Here is a 22,577-nt window from a genome sequence, read left to right on the forward strand (position 1 = left end):
TTACGATGGCCTCCTTGGTCTTGCAGCCGGGCCCGTCGGACGCCCTATTTCCGGCCGGAGGGGCGGGGGGGGGCCCCCCCCCCCCCCGACGGGGTCACCGGGCCGGGCCCCGGCCCGGTCCCGGGGTCACGCCCCGGCTCGGCCCCCGGCCGACCGGGGCCGGTCCGCCGCCGACCGCTGGGCGGGGACGGCGCGGTCGCGCTGGAGGTCCAGCAGCTCGCGGAACAAGCCGTCCGGGCGGGCGGCGAGTTCGGCCCAGGTGCCGGTCTGGACGATGCTGCCCTTGTCCATCACGATCACCCGGTCGGCGACCGCCGCGTTGGCGATGTTGTGGGTCACCAGCAGGGTGATCCGGCCCTCGGCGAGGCCGCGCAGGGCGTGCAGGATGCGGTGCTCGGCGCGCGGGTCGAGGTCCGAGGTGGGCTCGTCCAGGATCAGCAGCCCGGGGCTGCGCACCGTGCGGTACAGGGCCCGGGCGACGGCCGCGCGCTGCCACCCGCCGCCGGACAGCTCGGCGCCGCCCCACCACCCCTGGGCGAGCAGCGTGCGCCAGCCCGAGCGCAGCCGGCCGACCGTCTCGTCGAAGCCGGTCCGGGCCGCGGCCTCCACCACGTCCGCCATCCACCGCTCGGTGAGGTGGCCCAGGTGGACGTTCTCGGCGGCGCCGAGCGGCCAGCGGGCGAACTCCTGCGGCACCCGGGCGACCCGGGACCACATGCCGTCCGCATCCAGCTCCTCCACCGGCACGCCGTCCCAGGTGATCCGGCCGGACTGCGGCAGGTAGAGGCCGGAGAGCAGCTTGAGCAGGGTCGACTTGCCGCTGCCGTTCTGCCCGATCACGGCCACCACCTCGCCGGCCCGCAGGGTCAGGCTGACCCCGCGCAGGGCGGGCTCCTGCTGCTCGCCCGGGTAGGCGTGGCTCAGCCCGGTCACCTCGACCAACTGCGGTGCTCCCGGCACCAGTTCGCCGCGGTCGATGCGGTGGCCGCCGGCCTCGTCCAGGAAGGTGAAGTAGTCGTCCAGGTAGAGGCCCATCCGGTACAGCCGGGCGCCGTTGCCGACCAGGCCCTGCAGCCCGGAGGAGGCGGTGCGCAGCGCGAAGGTGGCGGTGCCGGCCGCGGCCAGGTCGATCCGGCCGGAGGCCACCAGGTAGAGCAGGGTGCCCCAGATCAGCGCGCTGCCGGCCCCGGTGCCGAGCGCGGCCAGCAGCGAGACCTTGGCCGCCTGCCGGGTGGCCCGGTCGGTGGCGGCGACGATCTTGGCCTCGGCGCGGCGGTACTTGGCCATCAGGAAGGGCGTGACCTGGTCCGAACGGACCTGGTCGGCGCGGGTCTTGTCGATCAGGAACCAGCGGTAGACGCGCAGCGCGCCGCGGTCCTCGTTGGTGACCACCGCGGCCAGGTAGTGGATCCGGGCGGTGCGCACGGCGGCGACGGCGGTCGGCACCGAGCCGAGCAGCAGCAGCGGCACCAGCCAGGGGTGCAGCGTCGCCAGCACGCCCGCCGCGGCGGCCAGCGAGACGGTGGAGGCGATCACGTCCTGGGCGTTGGAGAGCAGGTCGGGCGTGGTCGAGGCGCCCCGGTCGGCGGCCTCCCACTGCTCGTTGTAGGCGGGTTCGTCGTACGCCTCCAGCTCGGCGGCGCACCCGGCGGCGATCAGCGCCAGCTCCGCCTCCCGGGTGATCCGGGGCGACACCCGGCCGGACAGGCCCACCACCGCGATGCCCAGGACGGCCCGCAGCCCGGCCGAGGCGGTCAGCAGGAGCAGGGAGGGCGTGGCGGTGCGCAGGTGCTCGGTCACCGGCCCGGGGACGAGCAGGGCGCCCAGGGTGCCGGTGGTGGCGTACAGCGCGAGCGCCCCGGCCACCCCGGCCAGCGCCTGGCAGACCAGCAGCAGCACGGTGGACGTGCGGTCCGCCGCCCAGGCCAGCGCCAGCGCCCGGCGGACCAGGTGGGGCAGGCGGCGCAGCATCGCGCCGGTGGACATCGACGCGCCCGCCTCGGCGCGGCGGTCGCCGGGGAAGCGCAGGTGCAGCTCCTCGTCGTGCTCGGCCCCGGCCGGAGACTTCTCGGCCAGGGGCTTCGTGGGCTTCACGACCTGTTTCGACACGGTGTTCCTCCCAGGTACGGCGGCCGACGGCCGCAGCGGTCCCGCACGCGGGCAGCCCTCACCGCGGGGTGGGCGCGGTGGGTCGGCAGCGGTGCCGGAGGGCACTCTGCGAGGGGCTGGCTGCCGGTGCGGACCCCGATCCTGGCAGCGGCCGACGGGCCCGTCCGGCGTGTCCCGCCCGCTCTCACCCGATCCGGGCGATTCCGTGTCGGCGACGGCGAGTTGGTGGATGTCGATCACCGAGAGGCTCCGCGATGTTCGATTCGCGGCGGGCCCGGGCGGACCGGCGGCAGCTCATCCGCTCATCGGACGGCCGCCCCACTCGGTCCGGGTCGGCGGGACGCTTCCTGTGGCCGGGTGGCGCGCCGAAGGTCACGATGGAGGCCCGAGCCGCCCCCAGCCCGATCGGAGTGCGATGAGCGAGCAGCACAACGTCGTCCTGCTGACCTTTCCCGACGGCGGGGCCTGGCGTCCCGCGTTCGACGAGGCGCAGCACCTGCCGGGGCTGCGGTACGCGGCGGCGATGGAGCGCAGTGCCGACGGCCTGCTGGAGATCAAGGACACCTTCACCCGGGGCGCCGGGGTGGCCACGGTCGGGTCGGGGGTGCTGGGCGGCCTGGTGGGGCTGCTCGGCGGGCCCGTGGGCGTGCTGCTGGGCTTCGCGGCGGGCGCGGCGCTCGGCAACGCGGCCGAGGAGCGCGCGGCCTCGGAGGGCGGCGCCGCGCTGATCGTGCTGTCGCCCCGGGTGCCGGACGGCGGGGCGCTGGTCGCCGTGGAGGTGCGGGAGGCCTCGCCCGGCCCGGCGGACGAGCTGGCCGCGAAGCACGGGGCGAGCGTCGAGCGGCTCGACGAGCACACCTTCACCGAGCAGGTCCGGGCCGCGGAGCGGAAGGCCGAGGAGGACCGGAAGGCCGAGGAAGGCCGGGCCGAGGAAGGCCGGGCCGACTAGGAGGGCCGGGCGGACGAGGAGTCCTGAGACCCCCGGCCCGCCCGGGGTTTCACTCCGCCCGCAGCGCGCCCGCCGCACGCCGCAACTTCCGTACCGCGCCGGGCGTACGGGCTCCGGTGTCATCCTTGCGAGGTAGTCGTCAGGTGCAGCGGCTGCCGCCGCTCGCGGGGCTGTCCCCGGCGGCGGCCGACCGCCACAATGACCCGGTGATCAACCACCCCACCGTGCGACGGCTGCTGGACGGCGGCGCCGACGACGCGCCGCCCCCGCCCCGGCCCACCCGGCGCGGCCAGGCCTTCGACCTGGCCCTGGCCCTGTTCCTGGCCTCCGTCTGCGGCCGCTACGCCGTCGTCGCGGCCCACACGCACGGCCAGTCCGGTCCGAGCTGGCACGGATCGCCCTGGAACGGGATGCTGCTGCTGGTCCCCTTCGTCCCGCTGCCGCTGGTGCTGCGCCGGCGCCACCCGCTGGCGGTGCTGTGGACGGTGCTGGCGGCCGCCCTGCTGGTGCGGTCGCAGCACGAGGACATCGCGTTCTGGGCGGGCGTGGTGGTGATCGTCGCCGCCTACGGCGCGGCCGCGTACGGGCGCCGCCCGAAGGCCGTGCTGCTCGGCCTGGCGGCCGCCACCGCGGCACTCGTGGTGCTCTTCGACCACGCCCTGCTGCCGCACTTCCAGAACTGGGTGATCGCCGTGCTGGTGCTGGTGCCGGTGCTGGCGGTCGCCTACGAGCTGCGGATGGGGCGGCGCCGGGTGGAGGAGGGCCGGGAGCGGCTGACCGCCCTGGAGCGCGAGCAGCTGGCCGCGCTGGACCGCGCGGTGGAGCTGGAACGGGCCCGCATCGCCCGGGAGTTGCACGACGTGGTCACCCACAACGTGAGCATGATGACGATCCAGGCCGGGGCCGCCCGCAAGATCCTGGACACCGCTCCGGACAGGGCCCGCGAGGCGATGGCCGCGGTGGAGGCCGGCGGGCGCGCGGCGATGACCGAACTGCGCCAGGTGATGGGCCTGTTGACCATCGACTCGGAGATCGGCGGCGATCCCGCGACCACCGCCGACCTCAGCCCGCAGCCCGGCCTCGGCCGGCTCGACTCCCTGGTGGAGGGCGTGCGCCGGGCCGGCCTGCCGGTGGAGCTGACGGTGCGCGGGGAGCGCCGGACCGTCCCGCCCGGGGTCGAGCTGGCCGCCTACCGGGTCGTCCAGGAGGCGCTCACCAACACCGTCAAGCACGCGGGCGGCGCCGCCGCCGCGGTGACCGTCGACTACGCCGCCGACCACCTCACGGTGGAGGTCACCGACACCGGCGGCCGCCCCACCGGCGCCGCCGCCACCGGCAACGGGCGCGGCCTGCTCGGCCTGCGCGAACGCCTCGCCGTCTACGGCGGCACCCTGCACACCGGCCCCCGGCCGCGCGGTGGCTACCGCGTCAAGGCCTCGATACCGCTGGAGAGTTGAGAGTTGACAGACGCCGTGGAGCAGCACCCGATCCGCGTGGTGGTCGCCGACGACCAGGCCCTGGTCCGGATCGGCTTCCGGCTGATCCTGGAGTCCGAGGGGATCGAGGTGGTCGCCGAGGCGGAGGACGGCGAGCAGGCCGTCGCCGCCGTCCGCCGCACCCGGCCGGACGTGGTGCTGATGGACATCCGGATGCCCGGCCTGGACGGGCTGGAGGCCACCCGGCGGATCCTGGCCGGCCGAACGGCGGACCGCACCGCCGACGCGCCCCGGATCATCATGCTGACCACCTTCGACCTGGACCACTACGTCTACGCCGCGATGGCCGCCGGGGCCAGCGGCTTCCTGCTCAAGGACGTCACCCCGGAGCACCTGGCCGCCGCCGTGCGGCTGGTCCGCACCGGGGACGCCCTGCTCGCCCCGGCGATCACCCGCCGGCTGGTCGAGCGCTTCGCCCGCCCGGCCGCCCCCGAGGCGGCCGCCCCACACCGCGAACTGGCCACCCTCACCCCGCGCGAGCTGGAGGTGATGGGGCTGCTGGCCCGCGGCCTCAGCAACGCCGAGCTGGCCGGCCGGCTCCAGCTCTCCGAGGCGACGGTGAAGACCCATGTGGCCCGGATCCTGGGCAAGTTGGGGCTGCGGGACCGGGCCCAGGTGGTGGTCGCGGCGTACGAGACCGGGCTGGTCAGCGCGGGCGCGCCGTAAGGGCGGAGGGGAACGCGCCGCAACGACGCACGGGAGCCCGGGGGTTGGTTTACAACCCCCGGGCTCCCGCCGTCATCGGCTACCGCGTCACACCAGGTCGAAGCGGTCCGCGTTCATGACCTTGGTCCAGGCCGCGACGAAGTCCTCCACGAACTTCTCCTTGGCGTCGTCGGCCGCGTACACCTCGGCGACGGCACGCAGTTCGGAGTTCGAGCCGAACACCAGGTCGGCGCGGGTGCCGGTCCACTTGACCGCACCGGAGGCGTCCCGGCCCTCGAAGGTGTGGGCGTCCCCCGAGGCGGAGGACCAACTGGTGCCCAGGTCCAGCAGGTTGACGAAGAAGTCGTTCGTCAGCACGCCCGGGGTCTCGGTCAGCACACCGTGCGCGGACTGCTGGTGGTTGGCGCCCAGCACGCGCAGACCGCCGACCAGCACGGTCAGTTCGGGCGCGCTCAGGCCCAGCAGGTTCGCCTTGTCCAGCAGCAGGAACTCGGCCGGCAGCCGGTTGCCCTTGCCGACCCAGTTGCGGAAGCCGTCCGCCTTGGGCTCCAGCGCGGCGAAGGACTCGGTGTCGGTGAGCTCCTGCGGGGCGTCCACCCGGCCGGCCGCGAACGGCACCTCGACGGCCAGCCCGGCCGCCTTGGCCGCCTGCTCGACGCCGACGCCGCCGGCCAGCACCACCAGGTCGGCCAGCGAGACCTGCTTGTCGCCGGCCTGCGCGTTGAAGTCCCGCTGCACGCCCTCCAGCGCCCGCAGCACACCGGCCAGCCGGTCCGGCTCGTTGACCTCCCAGCCGGCCTGCGGCTGCAGCCGGATCCGGCCGCCGTTGGCACCGCCGCGCTTGTCGCTGCCGCGGAAGGAGGAGGCCGCGGCCCAGGCCGCGGAGACCAGCTCGGAGACCGACAGGCCGGTCCCGGCGATCCGCCGCTTGAGGTCGGCGACGTCCGCGGCGCCGACCTGCTGGTACGAGACGGCCGGCAGCGGGTCCTGCCAGAGCAGGTGCTCGCCCGGGACCTCCGGGCCGAGGTAGCGCACGACCGGGCCCATGTCGCGGTGGGTCAGCTTGTACCAGGCGCGGGCGAAGGCGTCGGCGAACTCCGCCGGGTTCTCCAGGAAGCGGCGCGAGATCGGCTCGTACACCGGGTCGAAGCGCAGCGACAGGTCGGTGGTGAGCATGATCGGGGTGTGCCGCTTGGCCGGGTCGTGGGCGTCCGGCACGGTGCCCTCGCCGGCGCCGTCCTTCGGCTTCCACTGGTGGGCGCCGGCCGGGCTCTCGGTGAGCTCCCACTCGTAGCCGAACAGGGTCTCGAAGAAGCTGTTGTCCCAGGTGATCGGGGTGGCCGTCCAGATGCCCTCGAGGCCGCTGGTGATGGCGTCGGCGCCGACGCCGGTGCCGTAGCCGCTCTTCCAGCCGAGGCCCTGCTGCTCCATCGGCGCGGCCTCCGGGTCCGGGCCGACGTTGTCCGCCGGGCCGGCGCCGTGGGTCTTGCCGAAGGTGTGGCCGCCGGCGATCAGCGCGACGGTCTCCTCGTCGTTCATCGCCATCCGGTAGAAGGTCTCGCGGATGTCGCGGGCGGCGGCGATCGGGTCCGGGTTGCCGTTGGGGCCCTCGGGGTTGACGTAGATCAGGCCCATCTGGACGGCGGCCAGCGGGCTCTCCAGCTCACGGTCGCCGGTGTAGCGCTCGTCGCCGAGCCAGGTGGTCTCGGGGCCCCAGTAGACGTCCTCGTCGGGCTCCCACTCGTCGACCCGGCCGCCGCCGAAGCCGAAGGTCTCGAAGCCCATGCCCTCCAGCGCGACGTTGCCGGTCAGGACGATCAGGTCGGCCCAGGACAGGCTGCGCCCGTACTTCTTCTTCACCGGCCACAGCAGTCGGCGGGCCTTGTCCAGGCTGGCGTTGTCCGGCCAGCTGTTCAGCGGGGCGAAGCGCTGCTGGCCGCCGCCGGCGCCGCCGCGGCCGTCGCTGATCCGGTAGGTGCCGGCGCTGTGCCAGGCCATCCGGATCATGAACGGGCCGTAGTGGCCGAAGTCGGCCGGCCACCAGGCCTGCGAGGTGGTGAGCACCTCCTGGATGTCCCGCTTGACGGCGGCGAGGTCCAGGGCGCTGAACGCCGCGGCGTAGTCGAAGTCCGCGCCGAGCGGGTTGGCGACGGCGGGGTTCTTGGCGAGGATCTTGAGGTTCAGCCGCTCCGGCCACCACTGGCGGTTCCCGCCGCCCTGGGTGGGGTGGAGCGCGCGCCCGTGGTTGACCGGGCAGCCGCCCGCGCTCGCCTCTACACCGGTTGCATCGTGGTTCTCAGACATGGGAATCCTTCCGTACAAGGCGGATCACGGTGTCTATCTGCTACCTACGGCACCTACTGCTGCTATTCGGCACTGCCGTTACCCAGGCTAGCGCCGGAGCCGATCCTACGATGGACGTAGTCCAAGTCAAGAAAGACACCAAACCCGTATCCGGCCGAGGTCGGAGGCCTCAGGACCGGCATTGGTAAACTCCGGTCTTCCCCCATGACCTGAATAGGTGAACCGTGATGAGTGACCTGCTGGAGCGGCTGCGCGAGCGCGGCTGGCGCCTCACCTCCCAGCGGCGTGTCGTGGCCGAGGTCCTGGACGGCGAGCACGTGCACCTGACCGCCGACGAGGTGCACGCCCGCGCGGCCGAGCGCCTCCCGGAGATCTCCCGCGCGACGGTGTACAACACCCTCGGCGAGCTGGTCACCCTCGGTGAGGTCATCGAGGTGTCCACGGACGGGCGCGCCAAGCGCTACGACCCCAACGCCCACCACCCGCACCAACACCTGGTCTGCACCGGCTGCGGCGCCATCCGGGACGTCCACCCCCTGGGCGACCCGCTCGCCGACCTCCCCGCGGAGCAGCGGTTCGGCTTCGCCGTCTCGGGCGCCGAGGTCACCTACCGGGGCCTCTGCCCGGCCTGCGCGGGCTGAGCCGGCCTCCCGGCGGAGCGCGCCGTCACCCCGGGGCCGTCCAGCGCACCGGCAGGCTCTTGAGGCCGTTCTGGAAGTTGGACACCAGGCGCCGCGCCGGCCGGTCCGGGTCGAGTTCCAGCCCCGGGAGGCGGTCGAGCAGCTGGCGCAGCGCCGACCGCAGCTGCAGGCGGGCGAGCCGGGCGCCGACGCAGAAGTGCGGGCCGTACCCGAAGCTCACGTGGTCGTTCGGGGTGCGGGAGACGTCGAAGCGGTCCGGCTCCGGGAACACGGCCTCGTCCCGGTTCGCCGAGGCGTGGTGGACCACCACCTTGTCGCCCCGGCGGACCGGCTGCCCGGCGATCCGGGTGTCCCGGGTCGCGGTGCGGCGGAAGTGCACCACGGGCGGCCAGCAGCGCAGCATCTCCTCCACCGCCGACGGGATCAACTCCGGCCGCTCGCACAGGAGTCGGTACTGGTCCGGATGACTGAGCAGGGTGTGCAGGCCGCCCGGCAGGCCGTTGCGCACGGTCTCGTTCCCGGCGACGGCGAAGAGGAAGAACATCGTCTCGAACTCGGCGGCGCTCAGGCCGGCCTCCCGCATGCGGGCGACGATGCTGCCCGGCGGCGGCTGTCTGGCGAGCGCGTGGGCGTAGGCGAACATGTCGGCGAGGGCCGCGCGGGAGCGCGGGTTGAGCGGGCGGCCGTCAGGGGCGGTGAGGACGGTCGGCCGGTGGTCGAGCGCGGCGCGTCCCAGAGCGGTGAGCCGGGACGGGTCGGCCGTACTGGACCGGGCGTACTCCGGGTCCTGGTAGCCGATCACGCGGTTCGACCAGTCGACCAGCAGCTGCCGGTCCTGCTCGGGCACGCCCAGGATCAGGGCCAGCGTCCACACGGGCAGATCGGCGGCGAGCGGCACGAAGTCGGCTTCGCCCAGGGGGCGGATCGCGGCGACCAGTTCGGCCGCGCGCCGCTCGATGGCGGCGGTCAGCCCGTGCAGCGCTCGCGGGGTGAACGCGGCGGTGACGATCCGGCGCAGCCGGGCGTGGTCCGGCGGGTCCTGGTTGAGCATCATGGTGCGGACGAAGGCCAGGTCGGCGGGGGTGTCCGGGTCGCGGATCTGGGTCGCTCCGAGGTGCGAGGAGAACAGCTCCGGGCTGCGCAGCACGTGCTTCACGTCCGCGTGCCGCAGCACCGCCCAGTAGCCCGCCCCGGCCGGCCAGTCCCCCACCGCCGGCTCCTCCACCCAGCAGACCGGGGCCTCGGCCCGCAGCTCGCGGAACAGCCCGTACGGAACGCCCTCGGCGTACGTCCCGGGCAGGAAGATCCGGTTCACCCGCGCCTGGTCCAGTGCCACGGTGACCGACCGTACTGCGTCGCGGTTGCGGCGATCAACCGGTGGGATCCCGTAAGGTCGGCCAATGGCCAAGTACTTCGACGTGCACCCCGAATCCCCCCAGCCGCGCACCATCAGCACCGTGGCCGACAGCCTCCGCTCCGGAGCCCTCATCGCGTACCCGACCGACTCCTGCTTCGCGCTCGGCTGCCGTCTGGACAACCGCGACGGGCTGGAGCGGATCCGGTCCATCCGGCGCCTCGACGACCGCCACCACTTCACCCTGGTGTGCGAGGACTTCGCTCAGCTGGGGCAGTTCGTCCAGCTGGACAACAACGTCTTCCGGGCCGTCAAGGCCGCGACGCCGGGCAGCTACACCTTCATCCTCCCCGCCACCAAGGAGGTGCCGCGCCGGCTGATGCACCCCAAGAAGAAGACCGTGGGGGTGCGGATCCCCGACCACGCCGTCACCCGGGCGCTGCTCGCCGAACTGGGCGAGCCCCTCCTCTCCAGCACCCTGATCCTCCCCGGCGAGGACGAGCCGATGACCCAGGGCTGGGAGATCAAGGAACGCCTCGACCACGTGCTGGACGCCGTGGTGGACTCCGGCGACTGCGGCACCGAGCCGACCACGGTCATCGACTTCTCCAGCGGCGAGGCCGAGATCACCCGCCGGGGGGCCGGCGACACCGCGCGCTTCGAGTGAGGACCCGGCGGCCGGGGCCGGGGGCCCGGCCGCCCCGGGCTCAGCGGTGGCGGAGGTCCACGAACGAGCCCACCAGCCCACCGAGGGCGATCGCCGGGATCACCGACGCGTCCCACGGCTGACCACCCGCCAGCCCGGAGGCCACCACCAGGGCAGCGACCGCCGACGCCGTCGCCCGGCCCGCAGTCGACTGCGGAATCAGCGGCGAGGGCTTGCCGTTTCGCCGCTCACGGGCCAGTTTAATGACGAGCAGGAGCAGTGCGACTGCGAGCAGTGGCGGCACCATGTCGTGGGTCATGCCGCCAGGATGTCATGGACGGTGATGAGTTGATCGAGTTGGGCGGGGTCATCGATCCGCAGGAAGGCCGCCTCGACGGCCAGTTGGAGCTCGGGCCCGCGCAGCCAGGCCGCGAAGGTCCGGTACGCGGCTCCCCGTTCGTCCCAAAGGGCGTCCCGCGGTTCGAGCTCACCGCCGAGGGCGAACTCGTACAGGCGCTCCACGGCCACGGGGCTCGCGAGCCGGGCCCATTCTGCTAGAGCCTGTCTGACAAACCATCACCTTGTGTATCCACGGAGTAGGAGCATCGAGCCAGGACGACTGCGGTGTGGTAGCGGTCGGTGAGTTTGTCGATTGGGTTGCGCCGGGTCGGAGCTGCTTGAGAGCGCGGAGCACCGTTCGTGTGTTCGCGGTAGATGTGTCCGCTCGCTAACCGCTCGGAGCAGGGTTGCTACGGCCCTGCTGTTCAGGGAGATCACGTTACGGAGTCTCGGTTGGCGACTGGCGTTTCCGGGACGGCCCGTGCTCGGCGGTCAGGAATCGGCGTTGGGGGCTTGGCGGGGGGCGCGGAAGAGGCAGCCGATGGCTGCGGCGAGCACGATGACGGCGACGACGATGAGGGAAGCCGACAGCCCGCTGATGAATGCGTCCTGGACGGCCTGCGTCAGGGCGGGGCCCTGGGGGCCGGCCTGTTGGGCCACCTGCAGGCCGGCTGCTGCAGAGTCGTGGACGGAGTCGGCGGCTTGGGGCGGGAGTTGGTCGATGCTGGAGGGCAGGGCGTCGCGGTAGTGGCTGCCGTAGACGGAGCCCATGAGGGCGATGCCGATGGCGGAGCCGACTTCGCGGGTTGTGTCGTTCATCGCGGAGGCCACGCCTTGCTGACCGCGGCCAAGGGATCCGGTGATGGCGGCGGTTCCGGCGGCTCCGGTCAGTCCGATGCCGAGGCCGCACAGGACCAGGCCGCCGAGGAAGGGCAGGTATCCGGAGTCGGCGTGGACGCGGGAGATGGCGAACAGACCACCGCTGAGCAGGGTCAGACCGGCGGCCATCACGGCCTTCATGCCGAGCCGGGTGACGAGGTGGGGGGTGATGTGGGAGGTGGGCAGGACGACGACGGCGACGGGGACGAGGGCGACGGCGGCTTTCAGGGGGCTGTAGCCCAGGATGAGCTGGAGGTACTGCAGGCCGACGAAGAAGAATCCGAAGACGGCCATGAACTGGACCAGCACGGTGACGGCACCGGCGCGGAATCCGGGGATGCCGAACAGGTGCGGGTCGAGGAGTGGTTGGTCGTTGCGCAGCCCGAAGAAGGCGTAGGCGGCGAAGCCGACGACGGTGACGGCCAGGGCGGCGAGGACGAGGGGTTCGGTCCAGCCCTGCTCGTTGCCCTCGACGATGGCGAACACCAGGCAGCCGATGGCGACGGCGGTGCAGGTTGCGCCGATGACGTCGGGCCGGTGGGGGTGCGGGTCCTTGGTGTTGGGGGCCAGGGTTGCCGCGGCAGCGCCTGCGACCAGGGCGGTGATGGCGCTGGCGACGAAGATGGAGCGCCAGGAGAACTGCTCCAGCAGGGCGCCTGCGGCGAGCATGCCGATGATGGCGCCGGCCGCGGCGAAGCCGGACCACACCGCGACGCCTTTGGCGCGCTGCTCAGGCGGGAAGGCGGCGGTGATGGTGGACAGGGTGCCGGGCATGATCATGGCCGCACCGATGCCCATGACGATCCGCCACACGATCAGATGGGTGGTGGTGTCGGAGAAGGATGCCGCGAGGGAGGCGGCGCCGAAGACGACGGTGCCGGCGACCAGGACGTGGCGGCGGCCGATGCGGTCGCCGATCGCGCCCAGCGGCAGGACCAGTGCGGCAAGGGCGACGGTGTAGGCGTCGGCGATCCAGGTGAGTGAGGCGTTGGTGGCGGACAGGTCCACGGCGAGGTCGGGCAGGGCCAGGTTGAGGGCCGAGACGGAGGCGACCACCAGGACGAGGGCCAGGCACATGGAGAACAGGACGCCGCGGTGGCCGGCCCGGCCTCCGGCGGCCTCCTCGGATGTCTGGAGGGGGGTGCTGGGAGAGGTCGTCATGTGGGTCACGTCCCTTGGAAGGGTGGCCGGTCGGTGGTGAGGCAGCGAGCCTCGATTTCCGATGAGAGCATCAACTTCGATGAAGTCAGGCACGACGGGGCGTGTCCTGGCCTGCTGTCACCGTTTCGGGGGCGCGGGGCCCGTGGGGTTCGGGCCTGGGGCCGTGATGGCCTGGCGACGTCATGCGCCGGCGGCGGGTGCGCCGGTTCGGAAGGTGACGTTGTCGCCGGCGAGCTGGGCTTGCAGGCCGCCCGCGCCTGTCAGGAGGGCGTTGAGGTGGAGGCCCTGGGGGATGTTGTGCAGGGGGATCGGCTGGTCGAAGATCTTCGCGAGCAGTTGCGTCCCGGCGTCGGGCAGGCCGCCGGACACCGGGTGGAGGTCGGTGAAGACGATGGTGTTGGCGGCGCCTGCGGAGATCTTGGCGGTGATGGTGCTTGCCCCGACCAGGGGCAGGAGGACCTGCGCGTCGACGTAGCCGGGCCGGTCGCCGGCGGTGATGCCGAGGCCAAGGGCGCTGGAGAGGTCGTCGTAGGACAGGAAGGCGCCGGCCTTGGCGGAGTCGGCATGGGCCGCCTGCTCGTCGCCTGACTGCCGCACGCCGGTGAGGTCGAGGTCGAGGCGGGTGACGGGCAGTCGGCCGTCGGCGGGGTCGGCGGGTATGCCTTGGGCGGTGATGCCGATGTGGTTCAGGCGTCCGGCGACGGCCTGGGTCAGGACGGGGAAACCGTCGATGGTGACCTGGGGCGCCCGGGGGGTGCCGGTGGCCTGCTGGAAGGCATCGGCCGTGCGGTGCTGGACGTACTGGGCGACTGCGCGGTCGGCCCCGGTCACACCGAGCGCGAGGGCAGCGAGGGCCGCCGCGGCGGCGAGGACCGGGTGGCGGCGCGCCGCTGCGAGGGGCATGGCGGGCACGGGGACTCCTTGTTCTTGGCCGCTACGGCCGGTCGGCGGTGGACGCGTTGAGCACCTCCGCGTCCCGGCCCAGGGCTGTGGGCTGCTGCCTTGTGGCAGCCTCGGGCTCGGCGGACCAGTGGGGCTGCGCGGCTGTGGCCCGGGCCTTCGGGCCGGGGCGCGGTGCGATCGCGGCGCAGGCGATGGCGGCGACCGCCAGAATCGCTGCGATGACTTCCATCGACGAGGTGAAGCCGGACATGAAGGCGTCGCGGACGGCGGCGGCCAGCGCGGGCCCCTGGGCACCGAAGTGGGCCGCGACTTCGAGCCCGCCGGCGGCGGAGTGGTGCACGGTCTCGGCGGCCTGGGCGGGCAGGCGGGACAGGTCGTCGGGCAGTGCGGAGCGGTAGTGGCTGGAGAACACCGAGCCCATCAGCGCGATGCCGATCGCGGAGCCGACCTCGCGGGCGGTGTCGTTCATGGCCGAGGCCACCCCCTGGCTGTCGGGGCCGAGGGAGTCGACGATGGAGCTGGTGCCGGTGGCACTGGTCAGGCCGATACCGGCCCCGGCGAGGACCAGGGCGCCGAGGAAGGGTAGGTAGCCGCTGTCGGCGTGCAGGCGGGTCAGCCAGAACTTGCCGCCGGCCAGGCACAGCAGGCCCGCGGGCATGACCGCCTTGACGCCCAGGAGTGTGGCCAGGCGCGGTGTGACCACTGAGGTGGGCAGGACGACGGCCGCGACCGGTATCAGTGCGACCGCGCTGTGCAGCGGGCTGTAGCCGAGGATCAGCTGGAGGAACTGCAGACCGACGAAGAAGAACCCGAAGACGGCCATGAACTGCACTAGGATCGCCAGCGTGCCCGCGCCGAAGCCGCGCAGTTTGAACAGGCGCGGGTCCAGCAGCGGGTGTCGGCTGCGCAGGCCCAGCACCACGTACGCGGCCAACGCCACCACGGCGACCGCGAACGCGGCGAGGACCTCCGGGCGGGTCCAGCCCCGGTCGTTGCCCTCGATGATCCCGTAGACCAGCGCCCCCACCGCCAGCGCGGTGGTCACCGACCCGGGGAAGTCGAAACGCTCCCGCACCGAGCTGCGGGTCTCCGGGGCCAGCAGCAGCGCGGCGAGCGCGCACACCAGCGCGGTGGCGGCGCTGGCCCAGAAGATCGACTTCCAGGAGAACTGCTCCAGCAGGCCGCCGGCGGCGAGCATGCCGATGATGGCCCCGGCCGCGGCGAAGCCGGACCAGATCGCGACCCCGCGGTGCTTCCGGTCCTCGGGGAGGACCGCGGTGATCGTCGACAGCGTCCCCGGCATGATCATGGCCGCGCCCAGGCCCATCACCACCCGGCACACGATCAGGTGTGAAGTGGAGGAGGAGCAGGCCGCGAGGACCGCGGCGGCGCCGAAGACGACGTTCCCGGCGATCAGGACCTTGCGGCGCCCGATCCGGTCACCGAGCGCGCCCAGCGGCAGGACCAGCGCGGCCAGGGCCACGGTGTAGCCGTCGGCGATCCAGGTCAGCGCCGAGTTGGTGGCGCCCAGTTCCACGGCGAGGTTCGGCAGCGCGAGGTTCAGCGCGGAGACCGAGGCCACGACCAGGACGAGGGACAGGCACATGGCGAAGAGCACGCCGCTCTGGCCGCCATGGCCTGTTCGGACGGGGGAGTTGCTGCTCTCGAGCATCGTCATGCCCTCATCGTAACTGATGCTCTTATCAGTTACGACCAAATCATCAGTCGCGATGTACGGGCGGGCCTGCAGGGCCGGGGGATGCAGTAGACCCCCGCGCCGTGGAACGGGGCGGGGGTCTGGGTGGGCGTGCGGCCGGCGGGCCGGGGTCAGGGGAGGTCGGGCAGGGGGCGGGTGGCGATCTCGCGGGCCTCGTCGGCGGGGAGCCCGAGCATGCGCAGGATCATCTCGGCCATGTGCTCGCCGGCCTCCGCATCGAGATCTCGCGCCGAGTTGAGCTGGAGCAGGCCGATCAGCGCGCCGCCGACCGCCGACAGGGCCACGAGCGGGTCTTCGAAGGTGAAGCGGCCGGACGCCTTGCCGATTTCCAGGTCGCGCAGGGCGCGCGGCCCGAGCCCGGTGGTGGCGTTGATGTGCGACAGGCCGCGCAGGCGCAGGATCTGGGTGATCTCGGGGTGCGAGGCGGCCAGCCGCAGGGTGAGGCGGACGCTGGCGGCGAAGACCGCGGCCGGGTCGTCGATGCCTTCGGTGACGCTGTCGAGCAGCTGGCCGTACTCCTCCAGGGCGTCGCCGACCGCGGCGTCGAAGAGGTCGTTCTTGGTCTCGAAGTGGTTGTAGAAGGTGCCGAAGCCCACGTCGGCGCGTTCGGCGATGTCCTGGATGCTGGCCGAGGTCTCGCCGGTCTCGGCGAGGATCTGCCGCGCGGCGGCGATCAGCGCCTGGCGGGTACGCGCACGGCGGCGCTCGAAGCGGTTGGCACTGGCGGGGCCGTCGGTGGTGTCGAGCTGCTTCGGCATACCGCCAGTCTAGGCACATTCAGATCTGATGACTCCATCACTTGAACCCTTGACGATCGCACGGCCAAGACTGATGCTTCTATCAGTTAAGAGATTCCCATCAGAAGCATGTCCGTTTGCCATCCCTGACGGAGCCCACACATGTCGAACGAACGAGCCCGCCCGCCCGGGCCCGCCACCGCCCACCAGGACCTGCACAGCGAGCACGGGGCGCTGCGCGGGGAGCACCCGGGCCGTGCCCGGCAGCCCGTGATCAAGGTGGCGGACCTGGCCTGGCTGGAGTTCGAGAAGCCGGACCTGTCCCGCGCCGAGGTGTTCGCCCGCGACTTCGGCTTCGCCGTCGCCGCGCGCACCGGCCAGGCGCTGTACCTGCGCGGCACGCTGCCCGGTTCGGCGTGCGTGGTGCTGCGCCAGGGGCGCGCCTCCCGGTTCCTCGGGCCGGTGTTCCGGGCCGCCGAGCGTGCGGATCTGGACCGCCTGGCCCGGGCCACCGGCCGGCCGGTCCGCGACCTCGGGGACTTCGGCGGCGGGCAGGTCGTGGACCTGATTGACCCGTCCGGTTTCCCGGTCCGCGTCGTCCACGGCACCGAGCAGCTTCCGGCCCTGCCCGAACAGCCCCCGCTCCTGCTCAACTTCGGCGGCAGCCGGGCCCGGACCAACGCCACCCAGCGCCCGCCGCGCGAACCGGCCCGCATCCAGCGGCTCGGCCACGTGGTCCTGGAGACACCGAGGTTCACCCGGGCCCTGGACTGGTACCTGGAGACCCTGGGCCTGATCGTCAGCGACTTCCTGTTCCTGGACGGCCGGCGCGACCGCGGCCCCACGATGGCGTTCATCCGCTGCGACCAGGGCACCGTCCCGGTCGACCACCACACCCTCGCCATGCACCTGGGCCCGCGCACCGGCTACGTCCACTCCGCCTACCAGGTCACCGACCTCGACGCGATCGCCGCCGGCGGGCAGTACCTCGCCGAGCGCGGCTACAAGCGCAGCTGGGGCATCGGCCGGCACATCCAGGGCAGCCAGCTCTTCGACTACTGGCGCGACCCGGACAAGCTGATGGTCGAGCACTTCGCCGACGGCGACCTGTTCTCCTGCGACCTGGAACCCGGCTGGGCCCCGATGTCCGCGTCCGGCCTGGCCCAGTGGGGCCCGCCCGCCACCCGCGACTTCCTCGGCGCCAACCCCACCCCCGCCCTGATCCGCGAGGTGGTGCGCGCCCTGCGAGCCGACAACGAGATCGACCCCGGCCGTCTCCTGGGCCTGATGAAAGCGATGAACCGATGAGCGTCAACGTCCTGCGCACCACCGACGGCTGGTACGCCGTCCGCGAGCAGCGCGCCGTCCGGGTGCAGACCGCGGCCGCCACCACCGCCGAACTGCTGGCCGACCGGGGCGCCGTCACCGCCGCCGTGAACAGCACCGGCCCCGGCGTGTCGGTCGCCGACCTCGCGGTGCTCTCCCCCGTCACCCCAGGGCGCCGGGTCGTCGCCCAGATGACGAACTTCGCCTCGCACGCGGCCGACGCGGGACTCGACCCGAAGAACGTCCCGCTCACCTTCTTCCGCAAGGCCTCCGGGTCGATCAGCGGCCCATACGAGAACATCGTCAAGCCCGCCCACGTCCGGCTCCTCGACTACGAGGTGGAGATCGGCCTCGTCATCGGCGCACCGCTCCCGGTCGGCACCGAGGTCACCGCCGCGAACCTCGCCGACCACGTCGCCGCCCTCGTGGTCACCAACGACATCTCCGCCCGGGACCTGCAGCTGCCCAAGACCCAGTTCTACGAGGCCAAGTCCTATCCCACCTTCACCCCCACCGGACCGGTGCTGGTGCTGCTGGAGGAGGGCGACCTCGACCGGTTCGCGGAACTGCGGCTGCGCCTGTGGGTCAACGGCGAGCTGCGGCAGGACATGCCCGCCGCCGACATGATCTACCGGCCGCTCGAAGCCCTGAGGGCACTCAGCGGTTTCCAGCGGTTGGACCCCGGTGATCTGCTGCTCACCGGCACTCCGGTCGGCACCGCGCTCAGCGCGCCGCCCAAGCCGGTCGAGATCCTCGGCTCGCTGTTGCCGGCCGCGACCAAGTGGCGGCTGTTCTTCAAGGCCCAGGCCAGGAACCCGAAGTACCTGCGGGACGGCGACCTGGTGGAGGCCGCCGTCGCCACCGACGACGGCGCTCTCGACCTCGGTCGCCAGCGCACGACGGTGAGGTACGCGCGATGACCGAGGACCTGCTGTGGCCTCGCTACTGCGGCCCCGACGACCTGGCTCCGATCGAGGCCGTCCCGCTCCAGGCACGGGGTCTGCCCGGTTCGACGTACGACCTGCTCGTGCGCGCGGCGGGCAGGTGGCCGGACCGCACCGCCCTGACGGTGCTGCCCGAGGCCGCCCGGTGGCGCGAGCCGACGCGACTGACCTTCGCCTATCTGCTGGAGCGGGTGCACCGCTACGCCAACCTGCTGCACCGACTCGGCGTGGGACGCGGCGACGCGGTGGCACTGATGGCCCCCAACTGCGCCGAACTGATCCCCGTGACACTCGCCGCGCAGCTCGCCGGCATCGCCGCGCCGCTCAACGGCTCTCTCGCCCCCGCGCACCTGGCCGAGCTGCTGCGGCGCTCCGGCGCCCGGGTCCTCGTCTCCGCGGGGCCTGAGCTGGCGCCGGACGTCTGGGCGAAGCTGCCCGAACTGGCCGAAGGGCTCGACGCGGTCCTGGTGCTTCGGCCCACGGCGGCAGCCGGCGATCCCGAACCGCTGCCGCAGATCGACGGGGTGCTCATCGCCCACCTCGCCGACCTGGCCCGGGCCGAGGACGCGTCCGCCTTCACGGGAGAACCACCCCGGCCTGGCGACCTGGCCGCATTCTTCCACACCGGCGGCACCACCGGCACCCCGAAGCTCGCCGCACACACCCACCGAGGCGAGGTCGCCAACGCCTGGATGATCGCCGCGAACTCGCTGCTCGACAGCGACGCCGTCGTCTTCGCCGCGCTGCCGCTGTTCCACGTCAACGCCTTGGTGGTCACGCTGCTGGCGCCGCTGTTCAAGGGCCAGCAGGTGGTGTGGGCGGGCCCGCTCGGCTACCGCGAACCCGCCTTGTACGGGGAGTTCTGGTCGATCGTCGAGCACTACGGCATCGCGGCCATGAGCGCCGTCCCGACCGTCTACCAGGTGCTCGCCCAGTGCCCGGTCGGCACGGCGGACATCGGCAGCCTGCGGTACGCCATGGTCGGCGCGTCGCCGCTGCCCGAGGCCGTGCGCGCCGCATTCGAGGCCCGCACCGGGGTGACGCTGGTCGAGGGCTACGGCCTGACCGAGGCCACCTGTGCCAGCGCCCGCAGTTTCCCCGACGCGCCACGCCCCGGCGCGGTCGGGCAGCGCATGCCCTACCAGCGGGTGAAGGTCGTCCACCCGGATTCTGGGGTGGAGCTGCCCGCCGGGCAGACCGGCCTGCTGGCGATCGCCGGCCCGACCGTGTTCGCCGGCTACGTCACCGGCCGCGACTGCCGGGGCCGTCCGGTCCTCGACGGCCTCGGCAAGCTCGTGGACGGCTGGGTCGACACCGGCGACCTGGCCCGGCTCGACGCCGACGGGTTCGTCCAGCTGGCCGGCCGCGCCAAGGACCTGATCATCCGCGGCGGCCACAACATCGACCCGGCCGTCATCGAGGACGCGCTGCTCGCCCACCCGCACGTCACCGGCGCCGGCGCGGTCGGACGCCCGGACCCGCACGCGGGCGAGGTCCCGGTGGCGTACGTGACCCTCGCCCCGGACGCGGACGTGACCGAGGACGAGCTCCGCCGGTGGGCCGCCGAGCGCGTCCCGGAACGTGCGGCCGCACCGAAGTCCGTCACCGTCCTCGCCGCGCTGCCGGTGACCGATGTCGGCAAGCCCTACAAGCCTGCCTTGCGGGCCGACGCCACCCGGCTGGCTGTCGCAGCGGCCCTGGCCGGCCACGGCCGCGACGTGGAGGTCGACGCGGCGGTCGAGGACGGGTCCGTCCTCGTGTCCGTCACCCCCGGTGCCGGTGACCGCGCGGCCATCAGCGCGGTCCTCGACCGGTACGCCCTGCGCTGGACGTGGTCCCAGGCGACGCCCGGCCCGGTGGAGTCATGACCGCCGACACCGTCCCGGTGGTCGTCATCGGCGCCGGCCCCACCGGCCTGACCGCGGCGACCCTGCTGGGCCAGTACGGCATCGAGACCCTCGTGCTGGACCGCTGGGAGTCGGTCTACCCGCTGCCGCGGGCGGTCCACCTCGACGACGAGGTCTACCGGCTGCTCGCCCGCCTGGGCATCGCCGAGGAGTTCGCCGCGATCTCCCGCCCCGCCCACGGCCTGCGGCTCCTGGACCGCGACCTGCGGCTGCTGGCCGAGTTCCGGCGCGGCGCCGACCTCGGCCGCCACGGCCACCCCGAGGCCAACATGTTCGACCAGCCCCAACTGGAGGAGCTGCTGCGCGCCAACCTCGAACGGCACCCGACCGTCACCCTGCGCGGCAACGTGGACGTCACCGCGATCGAGCAGTCCGACCGCGGCCCGGCGCGGGTACGGTTCACCGACCGGACCACCGGCGAGGCCGACACCGTGACCGCCGGGTACGTGCTCGGCTGCGACGGCGCCAACAGCCTGACCCGCAGGGCTACCGGCTCCACCATGCACGACCTGGCCTTCACCCAACGCTGGCTGGTCGTCGACATCGCCACCGACGCCGACCTGCACCAGTGGGAAGGCGTGCACCAGGTCTGCGACCCGGTGCGTGCGGCCACCTACATGCGCATCGGCGCACGCCGCCACCGCTGGGAGTTCCAGCTCCTACCCGGTGAAAGCGCCGACGACTACCGCGACATGACCCGCCTGCACCCCCTCGTCCGGCCCTGGACCGGCGACCTCCCCGCAGACGCGCTGGAGATCGTGCGCACCGCCGAGTACACCTTCCGCGCCCAGATCGCCGACCGCTGGCGTGGGCAGCGCGTCTTCCTGCTCGGCGACGCCGCCCACCTCACCCCGCCCTTCATAGGACAGGGCATGGGCGCCGGCCTGCGCGACGCCGCCAACCTCACCTGGAAACTCGCCGCCGTCCTCGACGGCCACCTCCCCGAACACGTGCTGGACAGCTACGAGACCGAACGCAAACCCCACGCCCGCTCGATGATCAACCTGGCCAAGCTGGTCGGCACCGCCATGAGCGCCGGCGGGCACACCGGCAGCAGGTTGCGCCGCATCCTCGCGCCCCATCTGCACCGGCTCCCAGGCCTGAGCAACCGCATCCTCGACAGCCGAACCCCGGCGCTGCACCGCTCGGCCCTGGTCGACCGCGGACGGCTCGGTCTCGGCCTCGCGGGACGCCTGTGCCCCAACGCACCGTTGCCGGACGGCCGACGCTTCGACGACCTCGCCGCAGGCCGCTACGCGCTGGTCACCTCCGCACCCGTCACCCCCGCGCTGCGCTCCGAAATCCATGACCGAGGCGGTGTCCTGGTCACCGCCTCGCCCGGCACCGCCCTGCACCGCTGGCTCGGCCAGGGCCGCACCGCAGCGGCGCTGGTCCGCCCCGACGGCACCGTCCAACGCACCGCATCCGACCCGGAGGCCCTGGGCCAGCTGCTGCCCTCATCGAGCTCCTACGGGCGCGTCCGGGGGTGATTCCGTGTCAGGGCGAGGCGAGTTGACGGACGCGGCGTGGGAGCGGATCGGGCCTCTGTTGCCGAAGCGGGGCGGACGTGGCCGTCCATGGCGTGATCACCGCCAAGTGGTCAATGGTGTGCTGTGGCGGCTGCGGACCGGGGCTCCCTGGCGCGATCTCCCCGAACGGTACGGGCCATGGCAGACCGTCTACGAGCGGTTCGCCCGTTGGGAAGTGGACGGGATCTGGGTGACGTTGCTGGAATACCTCCAGATTCGCGACGACGCGGTGGGCCGGGTGGACTGGACCGTTTCTGTCGACTCCACCATCAACCGAGCCCACCAGCACTCGGCCGGCGCCTGCAAAAGGAGGGCCGCAGACGGGGGCACGCTGGAAGATCCAGGCCATTCGCAGATGCGCCAGGCTCTCGGCCGCTCCCGTGGAGGCCTCACCACCAAGATTCACCTCGCCGTCGACGGCCGCGGCCTTCCACTGTCCATCGTGCTCACGCCGGGCAACATCAACGACGCTACAGCTTTCAGCCAGGTCCTCGACAACATCCGCATCCCGCGTGCCGTGACGGGCCGACCTCGCACGACACCGGCACGGCTACTGGGCGACAAAGCGTATTCCAGCTGGGCGATACGCCACTTGCTGCGGCGCCGGGGCATCGCTGCCACGATCCCCGAACGCCGCGACCAGATGGCCAACCGGCGACGTCGTGGGGACAAAGGCGGTCGCCCACCCGCCTTCGACAAGAACATCTACCGCACCCGCAACGTAGTCGAACGATGCTTCGCCCGTCTCAAGCAGTTCCGTGCCATCGCGACGAGGTTCGACAAGCTCGCCGAACGCTACCGAGCTGGGATTGTCATAGCCGCTCTGGTCTTGTGGCTGCGAGAACCCGCCGGCTGATTTATTTGTCAGACAGGCTCTAGTGTCCTGAGTCCTTGATCCGTCGAATGTATCCGGCGAGGGATTCGAGGATCTGGTCAGCGGGTTTGGTCCAGACGTAGGGCCGGGGGTCGG

General features: G+C 72.8%; 19 protein-coding genes. 10 read left to right on the forward strand and 9 right to left on the reverse strand.

What is annotated here, in order from left to right:
• Positions 1 to 126: 126 nt before the first annotated feature.
• On the reverse strand, positions 127 to 2,109 hold the full coding sequence (locus ACFV8H_RS37945; RefSeq protein WP_380408849.1) for an ATP-binding cassette domain-containing protein: 1,983 nt from the start codon (positions 2,107 to 2,109) through the stop codon (positions 127 to 129).
• Between the two features lie 415 nt (positions 2,110 to 2,524).
• Between ACFV8H_RS37945 and ACFV8H_RS37950 the strand changes: the two genes are divergently transcribed.
• The 3 genes from ACFV8H_RS37950 (at position 2,525) to ACFV8H_RS37960 (ending at position 5,220) form a co-directional block, all read left to right on the forward strand.
• Positions 2,525 to 3,058: a hypothetical protein gene (locus ACFV8H_RS37950; RefSeq protein ID WP_380408851.1), complete on the forward strand. Its 534-nt coding sequence runs from the start codon at positions 2,525 to 2,527 to the stop codon at positions 3,056 to 3,058.
• A 125-nt stretch (positions 3,059 to 3,183) separates the two neighbouring features.
• Positions 3,184 to 4,515 carry a sensor histidine kinase gene (locus ACFV8H_RS37955; RefSeq protein ID WP_380408853.1) on the forward strand — a complete coding sequence of 444 codons (1,332 nt, stop codon included), beginning with the start codon at positions 3,184 to 3,186 and terminating at the stop codon, positions 4,513 to 4,515.
• A 3-nt stretch (positions 4,516 to 4,518) separates the two neighbouring features.
• Complete coding sequence (locus ACFV8H_RS37960; RefSeq protein ID WP_380408855.1) at positions 4,519 to 5,220, forward strand: response regulator; 702 nt, start codon at positions 4,519 to 4,521, stop codon at positions 5,218 to 5,220.
• 87 nt (positions 5,221 to 5,307) lie between these two features.
• On the opposite strand, the gene katG is transcribed toward ACFV8H_RS37960, so the two are convergent.
• Entirely contained in the window at positions 5,308 to 7,524 is a 2,217-nt protein-coding gene (gene katG, locus ACFV8H_RS37965; protein WP_380408857.1) for a catalase/peroxidase HPI, read from the reverse strand.
• A gap of 227 nt (positions 7,525 to 7,751) precedes the next feature.
• On the opposite strand from katG, the gene ACFV8H_RS37970 reads away from it, so the two are divergent.
• The gene (locus ACFV8H_RS37970; protein ID WP_360238584.1) at positions 7,752 to 8,165 is read left to right on the forward strand and encodes a Fur family transcriptional regulator; all 414 of its coding nucleotides are present in this window, start codon (positions 7,752 to 7,754) and stop codon (positions 8,163 to 8,165) included.
• Positions 8,166 to 8,190: 25 nt separating this feature from the next.
• Here ACFV8H_RS37970 and ACFV8H_RS37975 read toward each other — a convergent pair whose 3' ends face one another.
• Positions 8,191 to 9,501 carry a cytochrome P450 gene (locus ACFV8H_RS37975; protein ID WP_380408859.1) on the reverse strand — a complete coding sequence of 437 codons (1,311 nt, stop codon included), beginning with the start codon at positions 9,499 to 9,501 and terminating at the stop codon, positions 8,191 to 8,193.
• A gap of 64 nt (positions 9,502 to 9,565) precedes the next feature.
• Between ACFV8H_RS37975 and ACFV8H_RS37980 the strand changes: the two genes are divergently transcribed.
• Positions 9,566 to 10,186, forward strand: a complete 621-nt coding sequence (locus ACFV8H_RS37980) for an L-threonylcarbamoyladenylate synthase (protein WP_375883736.1) — start codon at positions 9,566 to 9,568, stop codon at positions 10,184 to 10,186.
• Positions 10,187 to 10,226: 40 nt separating this feature from the next.
• Here the strand turns inward: ACFV8H_RS37980 and ACFV8H_RS37985 are convergent, their stop codons facing one another.
• The 6 genes from ACFV8H_RS37985 to ACFV8H_RS38010 form a co-directional block, all read right to left on the reverse strand.
• Positions 10,227 to 10,484, reverse strand: coding sequence for a hypothetical protein (locus ACFV8H_RS37985; RefSeq protein WP_380408862.1), 258 nt, complete (start codon positions 10,482 to 10,484; stop codon positions 10,227 to 10,229).
• On the reverse strand, positions 10,481 to 10,687 hold the full coding sequence (locus tag ACFV8H_RS37990) for a hypothetical protein (protein WP_380408864.1): 207 nt from the start codon (positions 10,685 to 10,687) through the stop codon (positions 10,481 to 10,483). Before ACFV8H_RS37990 ends, ACFV8H_RS37985 begins: the two co-directional genes overlap by 4 nt.
• A 309-nt stretch (positions 10,688 to 10,996) precedes the next feature.
• Positions 10,997 to 12,544 (reverse strand): MFS transporter, encoded by a 1,548-nt coding sequence (locus ACFV8H_RS37995; RefSeq protein WP_380408866.1) that lies wholly within the window; start codon positions 12,542 to 12,544, stop codon positions 10,997 to 10,999.
• Positions 12,545 to 12,724: 180 nt separating this feature from the next.
• Positions 12,725 to 13,447 carry a DUF2993 domain-containing protein gene (locus tag ACFV8H_RS38000; RefSeq protein WP_380408881.1) on the reverse strand — a complete coding sequence of 241 codons (723 nt, stop codon included), beginning with the start codon at positions 13,445 to 13,447 and terminating at the stop codon, positions 12,725 to 12,727.
• A 31-nt stretch (positions 13,448 to 13,478) separates the two neighbouring features.
• A complete protein-coding gene (locus ACFV8H_RS38005) occupies positions 13,479 to 15,125 on the reverse strand; it encodes an MFS transporter (RefSeq protein WP_380408868.1) in 1,647 nt (548 codons plus the stop codon).
• Between the two features lie 149 nt (positions 15,126 to 15,274).
• Positions 15,275 to 15,922, reverse strand: coding sequence for a TetR/AcrR family transcriptional regulator (locus tag ACFV8H_RS38010; protein WP_380408870.1), 648 nt, complete (start codon positions 15,920 to 15,922; stop codon positions 15,275 to 15,277).
• A 141-nt stretch (positions 15,923 to 16,063) separates the two neighbouring features.
• Between ACFV8H_RS38010 and ACFV8H_RS38015 the strand changes: the two genes are divergently transcribed.
• Genes ACFV8H_RS38015 through ACFV8H_RS38035 form a run of 5 tightly spaced genes read left to right on the forward strand, consistent with a single transcriptional unit; the run spans position 16,064 to position 22,463 of the window.
• Positions 16,064 to 17,209 carry a VOC family protein gene (locus ACFV8H_RS38015; protein ID WP_380408872.1) on the forward strand — a complete coding sequence of 382 codons (1,146 nt, stop codon included), beginning with the start codon at positions 16,064 to 16,066 and terminating at the stop codon, positions 17,207 to 17,209.
• Positions 17,206 to 18,147 carry a fumarylacetoacetate hydrolase family protein gene (locus tag ACFV8H_RS38020; RefSeq protein ID WP_380408874.1) on the forward strand — a complete coding sequence of 314 codons (942 nt, stop codon included), beginning with the start codon at positions 17,206 to 17,208 and terminating at the stop codon, positions 18,145 to 18,147. Before ACFV8H_RS38015 ends, ACFV8H_RS38020 begins: the two co-directional genes overlap by 4 nt.
• Entirely contained in the window at positions 18,144 to 20,039 is a 1,896-nt protein-coding gene (locus tag ACFV8H_RS38025; protein ID WP_380408876.1) for an acyl-CoA synthetase, read from the forward strand. The genes ACFV8H_RS38020 and ACFV8H_RS38025 overlap by 4 nt, the downstream gene beginning before the upstream one ends.
• A complete protein-coding gene (locus tag ACFV8H_RS38030) occupies positions 20,036 to 21,568 on the forward strand; it encodes a bifunctional 3-(3-hydroxy-phenyl)propionate/3-hydroxycinnamic acid hydroxylase (protein ID WP_380408878.1) in 1,533 nt (510 codons plus the stop codon). The genes ACFV8H_RS38025 and ACFV8H_RS38030 overlap by 4 nt, the downstream gene beginning before the upstream one ends.
• Positions 21,569 to 21,572: 4 nt before the next feature.
• On the forward strand, positions 21,573 to 22,463 hold the full coding sequence (locus ACFV8H_RS38035; RefSeq protein WP_380408879.1) for an IS5 family transposase: 891 nt from the start codon (positions 21,573 to 21,575) through the stop codon (positions 22,461 to 22,463).
• Positions 22,464 to 22,577 lie beyond the last annotated feature (114 nt).

The organism is Kitasatospora sp. NPDC059827 (assembly GCF_042731675.1).
GTDB lineage: Bacteria > Actinomycetota > Actinomycetes > Streptomycetales > Streptomycetaceae > Kitasatospora.

Bases quoted from the DNA above. Each gene is read 5' to 3' on its own strand.
- ACFV8H_RS37985 (WP_380408862.1), bottom strand. From the start codon at position 10,484: ATGACCCACGACATGGTGCCGCCACTGCTCGCAGTCGCACTGCTCCTG.
- ACFV8H_RS38020 (WP_380408874.1), top strand. From the start codon at position 17,206: ATGAGCGTCAACGTCCTGCGCACCACCGACGGCTGGTACGCCGTCCGC.
- ACFV8H_RS38025 (WP_380408876.1), top strand. From the start codon at position 18,144: ATGACCGAGGACCTGCTGTGGCCTCGCTACTGCGGCCCCGACGACCTG.
- ACFV8H_RS38005 (WP_380408868.1), bottom strand. From the start codon at position 15,125: ATGACGATGCTCGAGAGCAGCAACTCCCCCGTCCGAACAGGCCATGGC.
- ACFV8H_RS37980 (WP_375883736.1), top strand. From the start codon at position 9,566: ATGGCCAAGTACTTCGACGTGCACCCCGAATCCCCCCAGCCGCGCACC.
- ACFV8H_RS37950 (WP_380408851.1), top strand. From the start codon at position 2,525: ATGAGCGAGCAGCACAACGTCGTCCTGCTGACCTTTCCCGACGGCGGG.
- katG (WP_380408857.1), bottom strand. From the start codon at position 7,524: ATGTCTGAGAACCACGATGCAACCGGTGTAGAGGCGAGCGCGGGCGGC.
- ACFV8H_RS37970 (WP_360238584.1), top strand. From the start codon at position 7,752: ATGAGTGACCTGCTGGAGCGGCTGCGCGAGCGCGGCTGGCGCCTCACC.
- ACFV8H_RS37995 (WP_380408866.1), bottom strand. From the start codon at position 12,544: ATGACGACCTCTCCCAGCACCCCCCTCCAGACATCCGAGGAGGCCGCC.
- ACFV8H_RS38000 (WP_380408881.1), bottom strand. From the start codon at position 13,447: ATGCCCCTCGCAGCGGCGCGCCGCCACCCGGTCCTCGCCGCCGCGGCG.
- ACFV8H_RS38015 (WP_380408872.1), top strand. From the start codon at position 16,064: ATGTCGAACGAACGAGCCCGCCCGCCCGGGCCCGCCACCGCCCACCAG.
- ACFV8H_RS38030 (WP_380408878.1), top strand. From the start codon at position 20,036: ATGACCGCCGACACCGTCCCGGTGGTCGTCATCGGCGCCGGCCCCACC.
- ACFV8H_RS38010 (WP_380408870.1), bottom strand. From the start codon at position 15,922: ATGCCGAAGCAGCTCGACACCACCGACGGCCCCGCCAGTGCCAACCGC.